Below are 16,147 nucleotides of genomic sequence, written 5' to 3'. Positions count from 1 at the left end.
GTGAAGCTTGCCCGTCCGGATCTGTTCCATCCCCGCATCGTGTTGGGCGGCTGTGCCGCATCGCCCGAAGGTGACGGTGACGACGCGGGCCTGGTGACAGCGCTGCGCAACCGTGGCCTGCACGCCCGCTGGCTGCCCTGGGACGACCCGGCGACGCTGGACGCCGATCTGGTGATCCTGCGGGCCACCCGGGACTACACCGAGCGCCCGGGCGAGTTCCTGGCCTGGGTCCGGTCGGTGCCGCACCTGATCAACCCCGCGCGAATCGTGGAGTGGAACACCGACAGGCGGCACCTCGACGACCTGCACCGCATGGGGGTTCCAATGGTGCCGACCGGGGATTTCAAGGCCGATTCGACCGGGGCGACGGCGCTGGTGTTCTTGAGCGGTGAGGAGTCTCACGCGTTCACCCAGGGGCCGATCCTGTCACCGGCCGATCCCGACGACGAGGTCTGGGAGGTGGGCCGCCTCGCCATCGACGCGGTGCTCGGAATGTTCGAACTTGAACCGCAGGATCTGTTGTACGCGCGGGTCGATGTGATCGGCGGCCCGGAGGATGCGCGCCTGCGGGCGCTGGAGCTGGTCGAGCCGGTACTGGGATTCGGGCAGCTCGACCGGAACGACCGCAAGGACGCCGAGCGGCGGTTCGCCTTGGGTGTCGAGGGCGCGCTGGAGCGCTTCGGGCTGGGCCCGCTGTCGCGCCGCGGGTTCTAGCCGCCGGGTTCCACCCGGTCACGCATCGAGGCCCACAGCGCTGCGGTGGCCGCGGTGCAGAAGGCTGCGCCGGCGACGTGCACGGCCACCAGCACAGCGGGAATCCCGGTGTAGAACTGCACGATTCCGACCAGTCCCTGTCCGCACACCAGCAGCACCAGGACGCCGAGCCGGACCATGACCGGGCGGGTGGCACGCACCGCCGCGAGCGCGAATCCGAGCGCGACGATCAGGGACAGGTAGGCGACCAGCAGCGACGAATGCATGTGGACCAGCGTGGTGATCTCGACCTGTAGGCGCGGCACCACGCGATCGAGGCTCTTGTCCCCGGCGTGGGGACCGGCGCCGGTCACCAGGGTGCCGGTCACCAGGACTGCGGCTAGGAGGACGGCGCTCAGCACGGTCAACTGCCGCAACGGCTTCGGCACGATGGTGGTCGGTGTGCCGTTATCGGGCTGGCCGATCTTGACGAACAGCAGCACCGCGAGCCACACCATCGCCATGGACGCGAGCAGATGGATGGCGACGGTCCACCACAACAGGCCGGTGCGCACCGTGATTCCGCCGATGATGGCCTGGGCCACGGTGGAGGCCGGCATCAGCCAGGCGTAGATCAACACCTCGCGGCGTCGGCGGGCCCGGGTCACGGCCAGGACCGCCGCGATGGCGGTCAACACCACCAGGAAGGTGATCATCCGGTTGCCGAACTCGACCACCTGGTGCACGACGGCGACCTCGGCGTGGGGGACAGGGGTGAAGCTGCCGGGGAAGCACTGGGGCCAGGTCGGGCAGCCCAGGCCGGACGCGGTGACCCGGACGATCGCTCCGGTGACCGAGATACCGCCCTGGGTGAGGATGACCAGGAATGCGATCAGGCGCTGGACCCGGCGGCTCGGCATGGGCAGCAGGTCGACCAGTCGCTGAAAAGCAGTTCCGCCGGGCACGGCCTGATCGTAGTTGATCAGGAACTACAGCTCGTAGTAGGGCCGGTGTGGATCAGGTGAACCGGAACCAGCGCAGTGCGCAGATTGCGGCGATGGCACCCCAGACCACCAGTACGGCCACGCCGAACCAGTCCATCGACAGCGTCATGGCCTGGGTCAGGGATTCGGTGAGGGCTCCGGACGGGGTCAACCGGGCAACCCAACGCAAGGCCGACGGCACGGGCCCGCCTTCGAGGGTCAACGCGCCGAGGCCGGCGAACACGAACCACAGCAGGTTCGCCAGCGCCAGCACGATCTCGGCCTTGAGGGTGCCGCCGAGCAGCAGTCCCAACGCGGCGAACGTGGCGGTACCCAGCGCGATGACCACCGCGCCCAGCACCAGTCCCAACGGCGACGGCCGCCAACCCAGCGCAAAACCTATGGCGCCCAACAAAAGTCCTTGCAAGAATACGACGGTCACCACTGCCATGGACTTACCGGCGATGATTCCCCACACGGGAAGCGCCGTGGCGCCAAGGCGTTTCAGGGCGCCGTAACGGCGGTCGAAGGCCACCGCGATGGCCTGCCCGGTGAAAGCCGTGGAGATCAGGGCCAGGGCCATGATCGCCGGGGTGAAGGTTGCCGCCCGATTGTCGCCGAAGGAGCCCAACGGCAGCACCGTCATTCCGATCAACAGCGTGATCGGAATGAACATGGTCAGCAGAAGCTGTTCGCCGTTGCGCAGCAGCAACTTCAGTTCCAGCCCGTACTGGGCGGCCAGCATGGTCGGCACCTTGGCCGGGCGGGGATCGGGGGAGAAGGTGCCCGGGGCAAATCGGTTCGGAGCGCTCGTCATGACCGCAGTTCCCGTCCTGTGAGGTCGAGGAATACATCTTCGAGGCTGCGCTGTTCCACCCGCATATCGGTGGCCAGCACGTTGAGTCGGGCGCACCACGCCGTCACGGTTGCCAGCACCTGCGGGTCGATGTGCCCCTCGACCAGGTACTCGCCGGGTGCCGTCTCGGTGGCCTTGTATTTCTCCGGCAGGGCCGCGGCCAACAGGGACAGGTCGAGCTTGCGCGGCGCCCGGAAACGCAACTGGTTCTCGGCGCCGCTGTGGGTGAGTTCGGCGGGTGTGCCGGTGGCGACTGCCATGCCGTGATCGATGATCACGATCCGGTCGGCCAGTTCTTCGGCCTCGGCCAGGTGGTGGGTGGTCAGCACAACTGTCACGCCGTCACGGCGCAGCGCATCGATCAACTCCCACACCACAATTCGGGCGTGGGCATCCATTCCCGCGGTTGGCTCGTCGAGGAACACCAGCTCAGGGCGACCCACCACGGCGCAGGCCAGTGCCAGGCGTTGTTGCTGGCCGCCCGAGAGGCGTCGGTAGGTGGTGCGGGCGGATTCGGTCAGGCCCAGGGTGTCCATCAACCAGGCCGGATCGAGAGGATCGGCGGCATAGGAGGCGACGAGATGGAGCATCTCGTCGGCCCGCGCCGCGGGGTAGCCGCCGCCACCCTGCAGCATCACGCCGATCCGCGCGCGTACCTGGGCGTTGTCGGCTACGGGATCCAACCCGAGGATTTCGACACGGCCGTCGTCGGGGCGGATGAATCCCTCGCACATTTCGACGGTGGTGGTCTTGCCTGCGCCGTTCGGGCCGAGCAGGGCCAGTACCTCGGCACGCTGCACATCGAGGTCCAGGTCGGCGACCGCGGTGGTCGATCCGTAGCGCTTGCTGACGCCGCGGAGCAGCACAGGTTGATCAGAACGCGAGGTCACGGGGATTCAGCGTAGGCGTCGGTGGGCTGCGTGGGTGTCGGCGGTGGGTCGGTATCCGGCTTCCGTGACGCGCGCCACGGAAGTCGGCGCCAGGTCAGACCGATCAGGATCAGCACGACCAACGTGCTCGCGAGGGTGGCCATCACGATCTGGAACAGGGTGAACCGGTCACCGTTGGCCGTCGGGCCGAAGATCCCGACAACCAAGGTGATGGCGATCGCGGAACCACGGAATCCGGGTCGGGTGGCCCACGCGGCCAGCGGGATCACCGCCCACAGCAGGTACCACGGCTGCACCACCGGGAACAGCAGGATGGTGCCGCCGAGGGCCACGCCCAGACCGCCGACGGGGTGCAACCGGCCGCGCATCACGGCGAACAGCAGCCAGCTGACCAGGATCGCGATCAGGACGACGCCGATGGCGCGGGTCAGCGCGAGCACTGCGGTGGTGTGGTCACCGAGGCCCAGCAGGATGCCGACCTGGCCGGTGCCCAGGGCCAGGAGTGTCGGCGGTGACATCCAGCTGCGCACCACATTGGCGGTACCGAGGGTGCCCAGCCACCCGAAGCCCAACCCGCTGGCCCAGCCGATCACGGTCATCACCGCCAGCGACACCACCCCGAGCGGCACGCTCGCCACGAAGAACGCTTTGATCGTGCCGCCCAGGCGCCAGGCCAGGGCCATCGCGACGAATCCGAGTGCAAGTAGTGACGGCAACTTGACCTGGGAGGACAGCGTGATGAGGACCGTGCCGAGCAGCAACATGGCCGCGGGGTACCAGCGGTTCCAGTCCTCGCGTGAATGTGGCCAGGTCAGTGGCCGGGGGAGCAACGGCGCGGCGGCTCCGATGCCGCGCAGCGCGAACTCGGTGCCGGCGAGCATCAGGCCCAGCATCAGGGCTTCGTTGTGGATCCCGGCCACCAGGTGCATGAACAACAGCGGATTACATGCACCGAGCCACAGTGCGCTGACCTCGGCGACGCCGCAGCGGCGGGCCAGCCGGGGTGTCGCCCACACGATGAGCCCGACGCCGACCAGCACCACGGCGCGGTGACACAGCACCGCGGCGACGATGTTCTCACCGGTCAGCGCGGAGATACCCTCGCCGATCCACAGGAACAGCGGTCCGTACGGCGCCGGGGTTTCGCGCCACAGACTGGGCACCGACAACGTGAACACGTGATCGAGACCCAGGCCGGTCGCCGGACCGACCTGATACGGGTTGAGGCCGATGTAGCCGATCTCACTCTGGGCCAGGTACGAGTACACGTCCTTGCTGTACATCGGGGGCGCGACCAGCAGCGGGAGGGCCCACAGCAGCAGCGTTCGGTCCAGCTGGCTGCGTGACATCCGGCGGGGCCCGAGGACGAATCGCCCGAGCATGAGCCAGGCCAGCGTCATCATCACCGCGCCGGTGGTGGTCATCGTCAGCGATACCGTCTGGATGCGGGAGGGCAGGTTGAGCAGTCGGACCCCGAAGGTCGGATCCTGTACGACGGGGCGGGCGCCGGCGCCGAGGGCGCCGATCGCCATCAGGACGGTTCCGGTGGCCCCGAAAAGCCGGGTACGACGCTGCGCGACGACCTCGGCGGCGTTGAGTGGGGACCCGACGGCCCGTTCGTCGCCGTGCCACCGGGCGATCGATGAGCTGAAGGTCGACAGGCGGCTTGCCATCAGGGCAGCGTAACCGTCGACCGGGACGGTCTTCGCCAGGCAACGGTGGCCCAGGTCACGTAAGGGTGCCCTTGCTAGAACCGAGAGCGGAATTCCGTCACAATGGTGTTGTGAAAATGCGTCGGACAACTGCGGGCTCCGCGTCTGCAGGTGCGCCGATGCCGGTCACCGACATCGTGCCGGCATCTGACGGACACACCCGGCGTTCGATCATTCACCTGTTGCTCGAGGGTCCGATCACCGCGGGTCAGATCGGCGACAGGCTCGGCATTTCGGCTGCCGGTGTGCGCCGACACCTCGATGCCCTGATCGAAGCCGGTGATGCGCAGGCCAGTGCCGCCGCCGCGTGGCAGCACAGCGGCCGGGGCCGTCCGGCCAAGCGCTACCGGTTGACCGCGGCCGGACGCGCGAAACTCGGCCACACCTACGATGACCTCGCAGTCGCCGCGATTCGGCAACTGCGTGAGATCGGCGGCAAGGATGCCGTGCGGACTTTTGCACGCCGCCGGATGGAAACCATCCTGGCCGGTGTCACCGCCGAACCCGGCGGAGTCGCAGACACCGCCGAGCGCGTTGCGGACGCGTTGACCCGGGCCGGGTATGCCACCACCACGAATCCGGTGGACGGCCCGATTCCCGGGGTGCAGATCTGCCAGCACCACTGTCCGGTATCGCATGCCGCCGAGGAGTTCCCGGAGTTGTGCGAGACGGAGAGCGAGGCGTTCGCCGAGATCCTGGGCACGCACGTGCAGCGCCTGGCCACGATCGTCAACGGTGACTGCGCCTGCACCACCCACGTTCCAACCCAAACGACAGCGACCAACCAAGGAGCGGCGACATGACCATCACGCCCGAAACGCCATCGATGAGCCGCGTGCGCGAAGAGGATCGGACGCTGACCCAGGAAGAGACCATCGCGTCGCTGGGCAACTACGGCTACGGCTGGTCGGACTCGGACGTCGCGGGCGCCAGTGCGCAGCGCGGCCTGTCGGAAGCTGTCGTGCGCGACATCTCGGCCAAGAAGAGCGAACCGGAGTGGATGCTGGAGAGTCGGCTGCGCGCACTGCGCACGTTCGACAAGAAGCCGATGCCCAACTGGGGCTCGAACCTCGAGGGCATCCACTTCGACAACATCAAATACTTCGTGCGGTCCAGCGAGAAGCAGGCCGCCTCGTGGGACGACCTGCCCGCGGACATCAAGAACACCTACGACCGGCTCGGCATCCCCGAGGCCGAGAAGCAGCGCCTGGTCTCCGGTGTCGCGGCACAGTACGAGTCCGAGGTGGTCTACCACTCGATCCGTGAGGACCTCGAAGCCCTTGGCGTCATCTTCCTGGACACCGACAGCGCGCTCAAGGAACACCCGGAGCTGTTCAAGCAGTACTTCGGCACGGTGATCCCGGCCGGGGACAACAAGTTCTCCGCGCTCAACACCGCAGTCTGGTCGGGTGGTTCGTTCATCTACGTGCCGCCGGGCGTGCATGTCGACATCCCGCTGCAGGCCTACTTCCGGATCAACACCGAGAATATGGGCCAGTTCGAGCGGACGCTGATCATCGTCGACGAGGGCGCCTACGTGCATTACGTGGAGGGCTGCACCGCGCCGATCTACAAGAGCGATTCGCTGCACTCGGCGGTGGTGGAGATCATCGTCAAGCCCGGTGGGCGTTGCCGCTACACCACCATCCAGAACTGGTCGAACAACGTCTACAACCTGGTGACCAAGCGGGCCCGCGCCGAGGCCGGCGCCACCATGGAGTGGATCGACGGAAACATCGGCTCCAAGGTCACCATGAAGTACCCGGCGGTGTGGATGACCGGTGAGCATGCCAAGGGCGAGGTGCTCTCGGTGGCGTTCGCCGGCGAGGGCCAGCACCAGGACACCGGTGCCAAGATGCTGCACCTGGCACCCAACACGTCGAGCAACATCGTGTCCAAGTCGGTGGCTCGTGGCGGTGGCCGTTCCTCCTACCGTGGCCTGGTTCAGATCAACAAGGGTGCGCACGGCAGCCGCTCGAGCGTGAAATGCGATGCGCTGCTGGTCGATACGATCAGCCGGAGTGACACCTACCCGTACGTCGACATCCGCGAGGACGACGTCACGATGGGGCATGAGGCCACGGTGTCCAAGGTCAGCGCGGATCAGCTGTTCTACCTGATGAGCCGCGGGCTGACCGAGGACGAGGCAATGGCGATGGTGGTGCGCGGCTTCGTCGAGCCCATCGCCAAGGAACTGCCTATGGAATACGCGCTTGAGCTGAACCGGCTCATCGAGCTGCAGATGGAAGGCGCGGTCGGTTAAGTGACACAGAATCTCACTGACGCCGTCGAGGGCGTTGCCACCAACAAGGGTGAGCTGTTCGCATCGTTCGACGTCAACGCCTTCGAGGTGCCCGGCGGTCGCGACGAGTTGTGGCGGTTCACCCCGCTCAAGAGGCTTCGCGGCCTGCATGACGGGACCGCCGTAGCGAATGGCAAGGCCGGCGTCGCCGTGACCGAGCGTCCGGGCGTGACCGTCGAGACTGTCGGCCGTGACGACCCTCGACTCGGCGAGGGCGGGGTGCCCACCGACCGTGTTGCCGCCCAGGCATTCTCGTCCTTCGAGACCGCCACCGTGGTGACGGTCAAGCGTGACACCGAGGTGACCGAGCCGATCGAGATCGTCGTGGACGGGCCCGGTGTGGACACCGTGGGTTACGGCCATCTGCAGATCAGGGTCGAAGAACTGTCCCGCGCCACCGTCGTGGTCGATCTGCGCGGTAGCGGCACCTATGCCGACAACGTCGAGATCATCGTCGGTGATGCGGCCGGCCTCGGCGTCATCTGGATCGCCGACTGGGCCGACGACATGGTGCACGTCAGCGCCCACCACGCAAAGCTGGGCAAGGACGCGGTGCTCGGACACGTCAACGTCACCCTCGGTGGTGACGTGGTCCGCACCTCGGCCACCGTGCGGTTCACCGGACCGGGTGGCGACGCCAAGATGCTGGGCACCTACTTCGCCGACGACGGCCAGTTCTTCGAGTCGCGGTTGCTGGTCGACCACTCCCAGCCGCACTGTAAGTCCGACGTGCTCTACAAGGGTGCGCTGCAAGGCGATCCGGATTCCAAGAAGCCCGACGCGCACACGGTCTGGATCGGCGACGTGCTGATCCGGGCCGAGGCCACCGGTACCGACACGTTCGAAGTCAACCGCAACCTCGTGCTCACCGACGGTGCCCGCGCCGATTCGGTGCCCAACCTGGAGATCGAGACCGGCGAGATCGTGGGCGCCGGGCACGCCAGTGCCACCGGGCGTTTCGACGACGAGCAGTTGTTCTACCTGCGCGCCCGCGGCATTCCCGAGGATCAGGCCCGACGCCTCGTCGTGCGTGGATTCTTCAACGAGATCATCGCCAAGATCGCTGTCCCCGAGGTGCGTGAGCGCCTGACCGCAGCCATCGAAAAAGAACTTGCCATCACCGAATCGAAAGCCAACTAGTTATGACCACGCTGGAAATCAAGGACCTGCACGTCTCGGTCAACGCCGCCGAAGGCGCTGCAGATGCAGGAGACCCGAACATCCCCATTTTGAAGGGCGTCGACCTCACCGTGAAGTCGGGGGAGACCCACGCGGTGATGGGCCCCAACGGCTCCGGCAAGTCGACGCTGTCCTACGCGATCGCCGGGCATCCCAAGTACACCGTCACCTCCGGTTCGATCACCCTCGACGGACAGAACGTCCTCGAGATGAGCATCGACGAGCGGGCCCGCGCGGGCCTCTTCCTGGCCATGCAGTACCCGGTCGAGGTTCCCGGCGTGTCGATGTCGAACTTCCTGCGTACCGCGGCCACTGCGGTCCGAGGCGAGGCCCCCAAGCTGCGGCACTGGGTCAAGGAAGTCAAGGGTGCAATGGCCGACTTGGAGATTGACCCGGCGTTCGGTGAGCGCAGCGTCAACGAAGGATTCTCGGGCGGCGAGAAGAAGCGCCACGAGATCCTGCAGCTGTCGCTGCTCAAGCCGAAGATCGCGATCCTCGACGAGACCGACTCGGGTCTGGACGTCGACGCGTTGCGCATCGTCAGCGAGGGCGTCAACCGCTACGCAGAGGCCGCGCACGGCGGCATCCTGCTGATCACCCACTACACCCGGATCCTGCGCTACATTCAGCCGCAGTTCGTGCACGTGTTCGTGGGGGGGCGCATCGTGGAATCGGGTGGGCCCGAACTCGCCGACGAGCTCGAAGAGAACGGATACGTGCGCTTCACCCAAGCCGTCGGGGCCTGATATGACCATCGCGGCGTCGACGTTGGATCAAGCCGGGCTGGCCCGGATAAGGGCTGACTTCCCGATCCTGAGTCGGGTGATGCGTGGTGGAAAGCAGTTGGCGTACCTGGATTCCGGGGCGACGTCGCAGAAGCCGTTGCAGGTACTCGATGCCGAACGGGCGTTCCTCACCAACTCCAACGGGGCGGTGCACCGTGGTGCGCACCAGTTGATGGAGGAGGCCACCGACGCCTACGAGCAGGGGCGCGCAGACATCGCGGCGTTCGTCGGTGCCGGTCCGGATGAGTTGGTGTTCACCAAGAATGCCACCGAGTCGCTCAACCTGGTGTCATACGTGCTGGGCGACAAGCGCTTCGACGGTGCAGTCGGCCCGGGTGACGTCATCGTCACCACCGAACTGGAACACCACGCGAACCTGATTCCGTGGCAGGAGTTGGCCCAGCGTACGGGTGCGACGTTGCGCTGGTACAGCGTCACCGACGACGGGCGTATCGACCTGGACTCGCTGCAGCTCGACGAGCGGGTGAAAGTGGTGGCCTTCAGCCATCATTCGAACGTCACAGGTGCGGTCGCGCCGGTGGCCCAGCTGGTATCGCGGGCCAAGGCCGTTGGTGCGCTCACCGTGCTGGACGCGTGCCAGTCGGTGCCGCATCAGCCGGTTGATTTCCAGGCGCTCGACGTCGATTTCGCGGCGTTCTCCGGTCACAAGATGCTCGGGCCCACGGGTATCGGTGTGCTCTACGGCCGGCAGCACCTGCTGAACTCGATGCCGCCGTTCATCACGGGCGGTTCGATGATCGAGACCGTCACGATGGAGCAGACCACCTACGCGCCGGCCCCGCAGCGTTTCGAGGCAGGCACCCCGATGACCTCGCAGGTGGTCGGATTGGCCTCTGCCGCACGGTATCTGAGCGACATCGGGATGGATGCGGTCGAGGCGCACGAAGCAGAACTGGTGGCGGCCGCCCTGTCCGGTCTGGCAGGCCTGCCACAAGTCCGGATCATCGGGCCGACGACGATGGAACACCGCGGTTCCCCGGTCAGTTTCGTGGTCGATGGGATCCACGCCCATGACGTCGGGCAGGTGCTCGACGACGAGGGCATCGCGGTCCGCGTCGGGCACCACTGCGCCTACCCGCTGCACCGTCGCTTCGGGATCGCGGCGACCGCTCGCGCGTCGTTCGCGGTATACAACACGCTCGACGAGGTCGACCGTCTGGTAGCCGGTATCAAACGCGCCGTGGAGTTCTTCTCGTGAGAATGGAACAGATGTACCAGGAAGTGATCCTGGATCATTACAAGCATCCGCATCACCGCGGACTGCGCGAGCCCTTCGCCGCCGAGGTGCACCACGTCAATCCGACCTGTGGTGACGAGGTGACGCTGCGGGTCACGCTCTCCGACGACGCCGAGACGGTGGTGGACATCTCCTACGACGGGCAGGGTTGTTCGATCAGTCAGGCCGCCACCTCGGTGCTCACCGACCAGGTCATCGGCCAGAGCGTCGGTGATGCTCTCAAGACGGTCGAGGCCTTCACCGAGATGATTTCCTCACGCGGGAACGTGGAGGGGGACGAAGATGTACTCGGTGACGGCATCGCGTTCGCCGGTGTCGCGAAATATCCGGCACGGGTGAAGTGCGCGTTGTTGGGTTGGTTAGCGTTCAAGGCCTCACTGGCGGAGGCCAGGCCAGAAGATGGAGCGCTGGTACAGGCCAGCGATGACGTGAAGGAACAGCGATGAGCGAAGCGAGCGGGGATGCCACTGGGGCGTCCGACGAAATGATCGCCGACCTCGAGGAGGCCATGCGGGATGTCGTGGACCCCGAGTTGGGCATCAACGTTGTCGACCTGGGCCTGGTCTACGGCCTCAACGTCGAAGAGAGCGACGAGGGCCCCGTGGCGCTGATCGACATGACGCTCACTTCGGCGGCCTGTCCGCTGACCGACGTGATCGAGGATCAGTCGCGCACCGCGCTCGTGGGCGCCGGGCTGGTCAACGAGATCAAGATCAATTGGGTCTGGAACCCGCCGTGGGGCCCGGACAAGATCACCGACGACGGCCGCGAACAGCTGCGCGCACTCGGATTCACTGTCTGAGGAATTTGTCGGGGCCAGGTGCTACCAATATCGCCAACAGGCGAAAACGGAGGCACGTGTGGGACACAGCCCTGAGGTAAAGGTCGTCGATGACCGGTTGATGTTGGGGCCGGCGACAGTCAGCTTCGAGCGCACACTGCGCATCCCGGAGACCGGATTGCATCCGCTCCCACCGGGTCTCGGGGAGTTTCCGTTGCGCCGGGTCCAGGATTATCCCGATCGGGTGCCGGCCGAGTGGTTGGCGCGCGGCGGCATCATGCTGCCGGTCTACCAACGTGAGGCGATGTGGCTGTCGTTCCACTCATCCGAGCCGACCGCGTTGCAGGTCGGCATCGGGAAGGTGTGCGCGGTCAGCGGTGAGAGCTGGAGTGACCGCCTGGCTCACGATCCGCAGAACTATGTCGCGTTGCCCGACCAGCCGTGGCTCGACGGCATCAATGCCGGCGACGGTTTCATTCGCCAGTTCGTGGCCGTGCCCCTCGGTTCCGGGGCAACGGTCGAAGGACAGGTCACGGGACAGGAAGTCCATGGCGGTGTCCAGTTGCGCGCTGTGGGCCTGACGGTATCGGCCCTCGAACGGTGGCGGGTGCGTCCTCGGTTGGACGGCTCGATGATGATCGTCGAAGAGCGTTGCTGCGCGGCACCGTCGATGGGTCTGGGTGCCGGCGGCAGGATGCGGCAGGAGGTCTATGCCGACAACCGTCCGCTGTCCGACTACGACCAGGACCGTTCCTGGCGGGTATTCGTGCATCTGTGCAGTGCGGCGCAGTGGACCGCGATCACGGGTGAGGTGCCGCCGCGCACCCCGGTGGACCGCGACGCCTATGTCGAAGCCGGTCTGCCTTGGTTCGACTATTACGACGCGGACGCCCAGGACTTGGCCGCCACCGACACGTTGGCGAACGTCAAGAGTGTCGGTGAGTGGTTCGGGGAAGACGAAATGCCTTTTGTCCCTGTTGATCCCGCGAAAGTCGTCGCACTCAAAGATGCACCTGGTGACGTCGTTACCGGTGGAGACTGGTAACGGGGGATACCGTATGCGTTCATGGTGACCGTCCCGGCGTGGGCTGGGTGGTGGATGGGGCGCCGGATGGCCAGGTACTGACCGATGTCCGGCATCACTGGAGCCGCCGAAATCTCGGCGGCCACCGCTTCGAACGGGTCGGTGGTCCAGAAGATCGACTCGGCCCGCGCCCCAGCACCGACCGCGTCGATCAGCGCCACATCGGACCCGACTCCATATTGAACACATGTGCGATATTGCTCCGCTCCACTGACGCGCATGTCATGTCCCAGGACATCGGTGACGGTTCTGGGGGTGTTTGGTGGTGTAACTGGTGGACTTCTTTGAGCAATGCCCACCGCTAATGGACCCGTTGATCCTCGTGTCTCGCAGTGCGGCTACCACGTCGAAACGGCGTTGCCCCGGCTCTACTGAAATAGGGTGGGAACAGGCCGCTATGCCCCGACGTTAGGACAAGTGTGAGTACGCAGGACATCACCACAGAACAGTTCGACAACATCGTCAAGGACAACGAGATCGTGTTGGTCGATTTCTGGGCGTCGTGGTGCGGACCGTGCCGGTCGTTCGCGCCGACGTTCAAGGCTGCTTCCGAGAAGCACCCCGATGTGGTCTTCGCCAAGGTGGACACCGAGGCCGAACAGGCGCTCGCCGCCGCAGCCGAGATCCGCTCGATCCCCACCCTGATGGCATTCAAGAAGGGCAAGTTGGTCTTCAACCAGGCCGGCGCGCTGCCACCGGCCGCACTGGAGGACCTCGTCCAGAAGATCAAGGAGTTCGACATCGACGCGGCCATGAAAGACGAGGCCGCTGCGGGCGACGCCGAACAGGTGTGAGCACCGGCACGCGATAGCGTGCTGTCCGTGACTGCGCAGAACGATTTCGTACTGGTCGACCGCCCCCGCCCGGACGTGGCGCTGGTGACCCTCAACCGGCCCGAGCGGATGAACTCGATGGCCTTCGACGTCATGGTTCCGCTCAAGGGCGTCCTGGAAGACCTGCGCTATGACAACAGCGTGCGCGTGGTCGTACTGACCGGGGCCGGTCGGGGGTTCTCGTCCGGGGCCGATCACAAGTCGGCCGGATCGGTGCCGCACGTGGCCGGGTTGACCAGGCCGACGTACGCATTGCGGTCGATGGAGATCCTCGACGATGTGATCCTCGCCCTACGCCGACTGCATCAGCCGGTGATCGCAGCGGTCAACGGCGCGGCCATCGGCGGCGGGCTCTGCCTCGCGCTGGCCTGTGACATCCGGGTCGCTGCCGAGGGCGCCTACTTCCGCGCCGCGGGGATCAACAACGGGCTTACCGCCAGTGAGCTGGGCTTGTCCTACCTGCTGCCACGTGCCATCGGCTCGTCACGGGCCTTCGAGATCATGTTGACCGGCCGTGACGTCGACGCCGAAGAGGCGGCGCGCATCGGTCTGGTGTCCAGTGTGGTGGCCGAGGAGGCCCTGCTCGACGCCTGCTACGACATGGCGGACCGGATGGCGGCGTTCTCCCGGCCGGGTATCGAGTTGACCAAGCGCACACTTTGGAGTGGACTGGACGCCGCTAGCCTGGAAGGGCACATGCAGGCCGAGGGCCTGGGACAACTTTTCGTGCGTCTGCTCACCGCAAACTTTGAGGAAGCGGTTGCTGCGCGCGCGGAGAAACGGCCCGCGGCATTTACTGACGACAAATAGGAGGACCGCAGCGTGATCACCGCAACGGACCTGGAGGTCCGCGCCGGCGCGCGCACGCTGCTGTCCTTCGAGGGCTCGGCACTGCGGGTGCAGCCCGGTGACCGGATCGGTCTCGTCGGGCGCAACGGCGCAGGCAAGACCACCACGATGAGGATTCTGGCAGGGGAGGGTGAGCCGTACGCCGGATCTGTCACGACGACCGGTGAAATCGGTTACCTGCCACAGGATCCCAAAGAAGGCGATCTCGATGTCTTGGCCCGTGACCGGGTGTTGTCCGCCCGTGGGCTCGACAAGCTCTTGGCGGACCTGGAGAAGCAGCAGGTCTTGATGGCCGAGGTCGCCGACGATGCGGCGCGCGACAAGGCGGTCCGCAAGTACGGTCAGCTCGAAGAGCGGTTCTCGGCGCTGGGCGGCTACGCGGCCGAGAGCGAGGCCGGGCGCATCTGCGCCAGCCTGGGCCTGCCCGATCGGGTGCTGACGCAGCCGCTGCGCACGCTCTCCGGTGGTCAGCGCCGCCGGGTCGAATTGGCGCGCATCCTGTTCGCGGCGAGTGACACCGGTTCCGGGTCGGCCACAACGCTGCTTCTCGACGAACCCACCAACCACCTCGACGCGGACTCGATCGGCTGGTTGCGGGACTTCCTGCACAACCACACCGGTGGGCTCGTCGTGATCAGCCACGATGTCGATCTGCTCGACGAGGTCGTCAACCGGGTGTGGTTCCTCGACGCAGTGCGCGGTGAGGCCGACGTCTACAACATGGGCTGGAAGAAGTACCTCGACGCGCGCGCCACCGATGAGCAGCGTCGTCGCCGCGAGCGCGCCAATGCCGAGAAGAAGGCAGGCGCGTTGCGGGCGCAGGCTGCCAAGATGGGCGCCAAAGCGACCAAAGCTGTTGCCGCACAGAATATGTTGCGTCGGGCCGAGCGGATGATCTCCGAGCTCGATGCCGAGCGGGTGGCCGACAAGGTGGCCCGTATCAAGTTCCCGACGCCCGCACCGTGCGGGAAAACGCCGTTGGTGGCCAAGGGGCTGACCAAGACGTACGGGTCGCTGGAGATCTTCACCGGTGTCGACCTGGCCATCGACCGCGGATCGCGGGTGGTGGTGCTCGGCCTCAACGGTGCCGGAAAGACGACGCTGCTGCGGCTGCTCGCCGGCGCGGAGACTGCCGACGCCGGAGCCCTGGAACCCGGCCACGGGTGCAAGATCGGGTATTTCGCCCAGGAGCACGACACCCTCGACAACGGGGCGACCGTCTGGGAGAACATCCGACACGCCGCGCCCGATACCGGAGAGCAGGACCTACGCGGTCTGTTGGGCGCCTTCATGTTCACCGGTCCTCAGCTGGAGCAGCCGGCGGGCACGCTGTCCGGCGGTGAGAAGACGCGGCTGGCGCTGGCGGGTCTGGTGGCTTCCACTGCCAATGTGTTGTTGCTGGACGAGCCGACCAACAACCTCGACCCCGCGTCACGCGAACAGGTTCTCGACGCGCTGCGTAGTTACCAGGGGGCTGTGGTGCTGGTGACCCACGATCCGGGCGCAGCCGAAGCGCTCGATCCGCAGCGCGTGGTCCTGCTGCCGGACGGCACCGAGGACTTCTGGTCTACCGAATATCGGGATCTCATCGAACTCGCCTGACGGCGAATCCTGAAGAACCACCGCACTTTCGGACACGTCAAATTAAGACGTTGGACAAATCGACCCATCGATGTGTGGGTGGTTTCTAGTGTGGGTACCCGTCGGGACATCACAAGCGGGGAGATGTCGATGAGGGAAATGAACGGTAACCGTAGCGAACTGCTGGCAGAGCTTCGTAAGGCATACGAGGGGGGCGCCAGTATCCGCACGCTCGTGGCTACTACCGGACGTTCGTACGGCTCGATCCACAGTTTGTTGCGCGAGTCGGGAACGACGATGCGCAGCCGCGGTGGGCCCAATCACCGCACCCGGGCCAGGGCCTGACGGGCACAACGGCGGT

General features: G+C 66.1%; 18 protein-coding genes. 14 read left to right on the top strand and 4 right to left on the bottom strand.

Annotation, left to right across the window (positions count from 1 at the left end; all coding sequences use genetic code 11):
• Positions 1-714, top strand: coding sequence for a DcsG N-terminal domain-containing protein (locus G6N44_RS05005; protein ID WP_163661668.1), 714 nt, complete (start codon positions 1-3; stop codon positions 712-714).
• Here the strand turns inward: G6N44_RS05005 and G6N44_RS05000 are convergent.
• The 4 genes from G6N44_RS05000 to mptB are packed head-to-tail and all read right to left on the bottom strand — an operon-like array spanning position 711 to position 5,095.
• Positions 711-1,658: a COX15/CtaA family protein gene (locus tag G6N44_RS05000; RefSeq protein WP_163661666.1), complete on the bottom strand. Its 948-nt coding sequence runs from the start codon at positions 1,656-1,658 to the stop codon at positions 711-713. The two genes, G6N44_RS05005 and G6N44_RS05000, sit on opposite strands and share 4 nt — an antisense overlap.
• 52 nt (positions 1,659-1,710) lie before the next feature.
• Positions 1,711-2,493 carry an ABC transporter permease gene (locus tag G6N44_RS04995; protein WP_163661664.1) on the bottom strand — a complete coding sequence of 261 codons (783 nt, stop codon included), beginning with the start codon at positions 2,491-2,493 and terminating at the stop codon, positions 1,711-1,713.
• Positions 2,490-3,422, bottom strand: coding sequence for an ABC transporter ATP-binding protein (locus G6N44_RS04990; protein WP_163661662.1), 933 nt, complete (start codon positions 3,420-3,422; stop codon positions 2,490-2,492). The genes G6N44_RS04995 and G6N44_RS04990 overlap by 4 nt, the downstream gene beginning before the upstream one ends.
• The gene (gene mptB, locus G6N44_RS04985) at positions 3,419-5,095 is read right to left on the bottom strand and encodes a polyprenol phosphomannose-dependent alpha 1,6 mannosyltransferase MptB (protein ID WP_163661660.1); all 1,677 of its coding nucleotides are present in this window, start codon (positions 5,093-5,095) and stop codon (positions 3,419-3,421) included. Before mptB ends, G6N44_RS04990 begins: the two co-directional genes overlap by 4 nt.
• A gap of 158 nt (positions 5,096-5,253) precedes the next feature.
• On the opposite strand from mptB, the gene G6N44_RS04980 reads away from it, so the two are divergent.
• From G6N44_RS04980 to G6N44_RS04920, 13 genes are all read left to right on the top strand, one after another.
• Positions 5,254-5,937: a helix-turn-helix transcriptional regulator gene (locus G6N44_RS04980; protein ID WP_163661658.1), complete on the top strand. Its 684-nt coding sequence runs from the start codon at positions 5,254-5,256 to the stop codon at positions 5,935-5,937.
• A complete protein-coding gene (sufB, locus tag G6N44_RS04975; protein ID WP_163661656.1) occupies positions 5,934-7,397 on the top strand; it encodes a Fe-S cluster assembly protein SufB in 1,464 nt (487 codons plus the stop codon). Before G6N44_RS04980 ends, sufB begins: the two co-directional genes overlap by 4 nt.
• On the top strand, positions 7,398-8,576 hold the full coding sequence (gene sufD / locus G6N44_RS04970) for a Fe-S cluster assembly protein SufD (RefSeq protein WP_163661654.1): 1,179 nt from the start codon (positions 7,398-7,400) through the stop codon (positions 8,574-8,576).
• A gap of 2 nt (positions 8,577-8,578) precedes the next feature.
• Positions 8,579-9,361 carry a Fe-S cluster assembly ATPase SufC gene (gene sufC / locus G6N44_RS04965; RefSeq protein WP_163661652.1) on the top strand — a complete coding sequence of 261 codons (783 nt, stop codon included), beginning with the start codon at positions 8,579-8,581 and terminating at the stop codon, positions 9,359-9,361.
• A gap of 1 nt (position 9,362) precedes the next feature.
• Positions 9,363-10,619 (top strand): cysteine desulfurase, encoded by a 1,257-nt coding sequence (locus G6N44_RS04960; RefSeq protein WP_163661650.1) that lies wholly within the window; start codon positions 9,363-9,365, stop codon positions 10,617-10,619.
• A complete protein-coding gene (gene sufU, locus G6N44_RS04955; RefSeq protein WP_163661648.1) occupies positions 10,616-11,104 on the top strand; it encodes a Fe-S cluster assembly sulfur transfer protein SufU in 489 nt (162 codons plus the stop codon). The genes G6N44_RS04960 and sufU overlap by 4 nt, the downstream gene beginning before the upstream one ends.
• Entirely contained in the window at positions 11,101-11,460 is a 360-nt protein-coding gene (locus tag G6N44_RS04950) for a metal-sulfur cluster assembly factor (protein ID WP_163661646.1), read from the top strand. The genes sufU and G6N44_RS04950 overlap by 4 nt, the downstream gene beginning before the upstream one ends.
• 58 nt (positions 11,461-11,518) lie before the next feature.
• Positions 11,519-12,484 carry a hypothetical protein gene (locus tag G6N44_RS04945; RefSeq protein WP_372508147.1) on the top strand — a complete coding sequence of 322 codons (966 nt, stop codon included), beginning with the start codon at positions 11,519-11,521 and terminating at the stop codon, positions 12,482-12,484.
• Positions 12,485-12,568: 84 nt separating this feature from the next.
• The gene (locus G6N44_RS04940) at positions 12,569-12,706 is read left to right on the top strand and encodes a hypothetical protein (protein WP_163661644.1); all 138 of its coding nucleotides are present in this window, start codon (positions 12,569-12,571) and stop codon (positions 12,704-12,706) included.
• Positions 12,707-12,942: 236 nt separating this feature from the next.
• Positions 12,943-13,317: a thioredoxin gene (gene trxA / locus G6N44_RS04935; protein ID WP_163661642.1), complete on the top strand. Its 375-nt coding sequence runs from the start codon at positions 12,943-12,945 to the stop codon at positions 13,315-13,317.
• An 18-nt stretch (positions 13,318-13,335) separates the two neighbouring features.
• A complete protein-coding gene (locus G6N44_RS04930) occupies positions 13,336-14,166 on the top strand; it encodes an enoyl-CoA hydratase (RefSeq protein ID WP_163661640.1) in 831 nt (276 codons plus the stop codon).
• A 12-nt stretch (positions 14,167-14,178) separates the two neighbouring features.
• Positions 14,179-15,807 carry an ABC-F family ATP-binding cassette domain-containing protein gene (locus G6N44_RS04925; protein WP_163661638.1) on the top strand — a complete coding sequence of 543 codons (1,629 nt, stop codon included), beginning with the start codon at positions 14,179-14,181 and terminating at the stop codon, positions 15,805-15,807.
• 129 nt (positions 15,808-15,936) lie between these two features.
• Entirely contained in the window at positions 15,937-16,131 is a 195-nt protein-coding gene (locus G6N44_RS04920) for a helix-turn-helix domain-containing protein (protein WP_163661636.1), read from the top strand.
• Positions 16,132-16,147 lie beyond the last annotated feature (16 nt).

This window comes from Mycolicibacterium alvei (assembly GCF_010727325.1).
Taxonomy (GTDB): domain Bacteria; phylum Actinomycetota; class Actinomycetes; order Mycobacteriales; family Mycobacteriaceae; genus Mycobacterium; species Mycobacterium alvei.
The sequence above is the reverse complement of the archived record's forward strand: the minus strand, read 5'-3'. Positions and strand labels throughout refer to the sequence as shown.

Coding starts and splice junctions, on each gene's coding strand:
- G6N44_RS04980 (WP_163661658.1), top strand. CDS start 5,254: ATGCCGGTCACCGACATCGTGCCGGCATCTGACGGACACACCCGGCGT.
- sufB (WP_163661656.1), top strand. CDS start 5,934: ATGACCATCACGCCCGAAACGCCATCGATGAGCCGCGTGCGCGAAGAG.
- G6N44_RS04920 (WP_163661636.1), top strand. CDS start 15,937: ATGAGGGAAATGAACGGTAACCGTAGCGAACTGCTGGCAGAGCTTCGT.
- G6N44_RS04950 (WP_163661646.1), top strand. CDS start 11,101: ATGAGCGAAGCGAGCGGGGATGCCACTGGGGCGTCCGACGAAATGATC.
- G6N44_RS04960 (WP_163661650.1), top strand. CDS start 9,363: ATGACCATCGCGGCGTCGACGTTGGATCAAGCCGGGCTGGCCCGGATA.
- G6N44_RS04940 (WP_163661644.1), top strand. CDS start 12,569: ATGTCCGGCATCACTGGAGCCGCCGAAATCTCGGCGGCCACCGCTTCG.
- mptB (WP_163661660.1), bottom strand. CDS start 5,095: ATGGCAAGCCGCCTGTCGACCTTCAGCTCATCGATCGCCCGGTGGCAC.
- sufC (WP_163661652.1), top strand. CDS start 8,579: ATGACCACGCTGGAAATCAAGGACCTGCACGTCTCGGTCAACGCCGCC.
- G6N44_RS04995 (WP_163661664.1), bottom strand. CDS start 2,493: ATGACGAGCGCTCCGAACCGATTTGCCCCGGGCACCTTCTCCCCCGAT.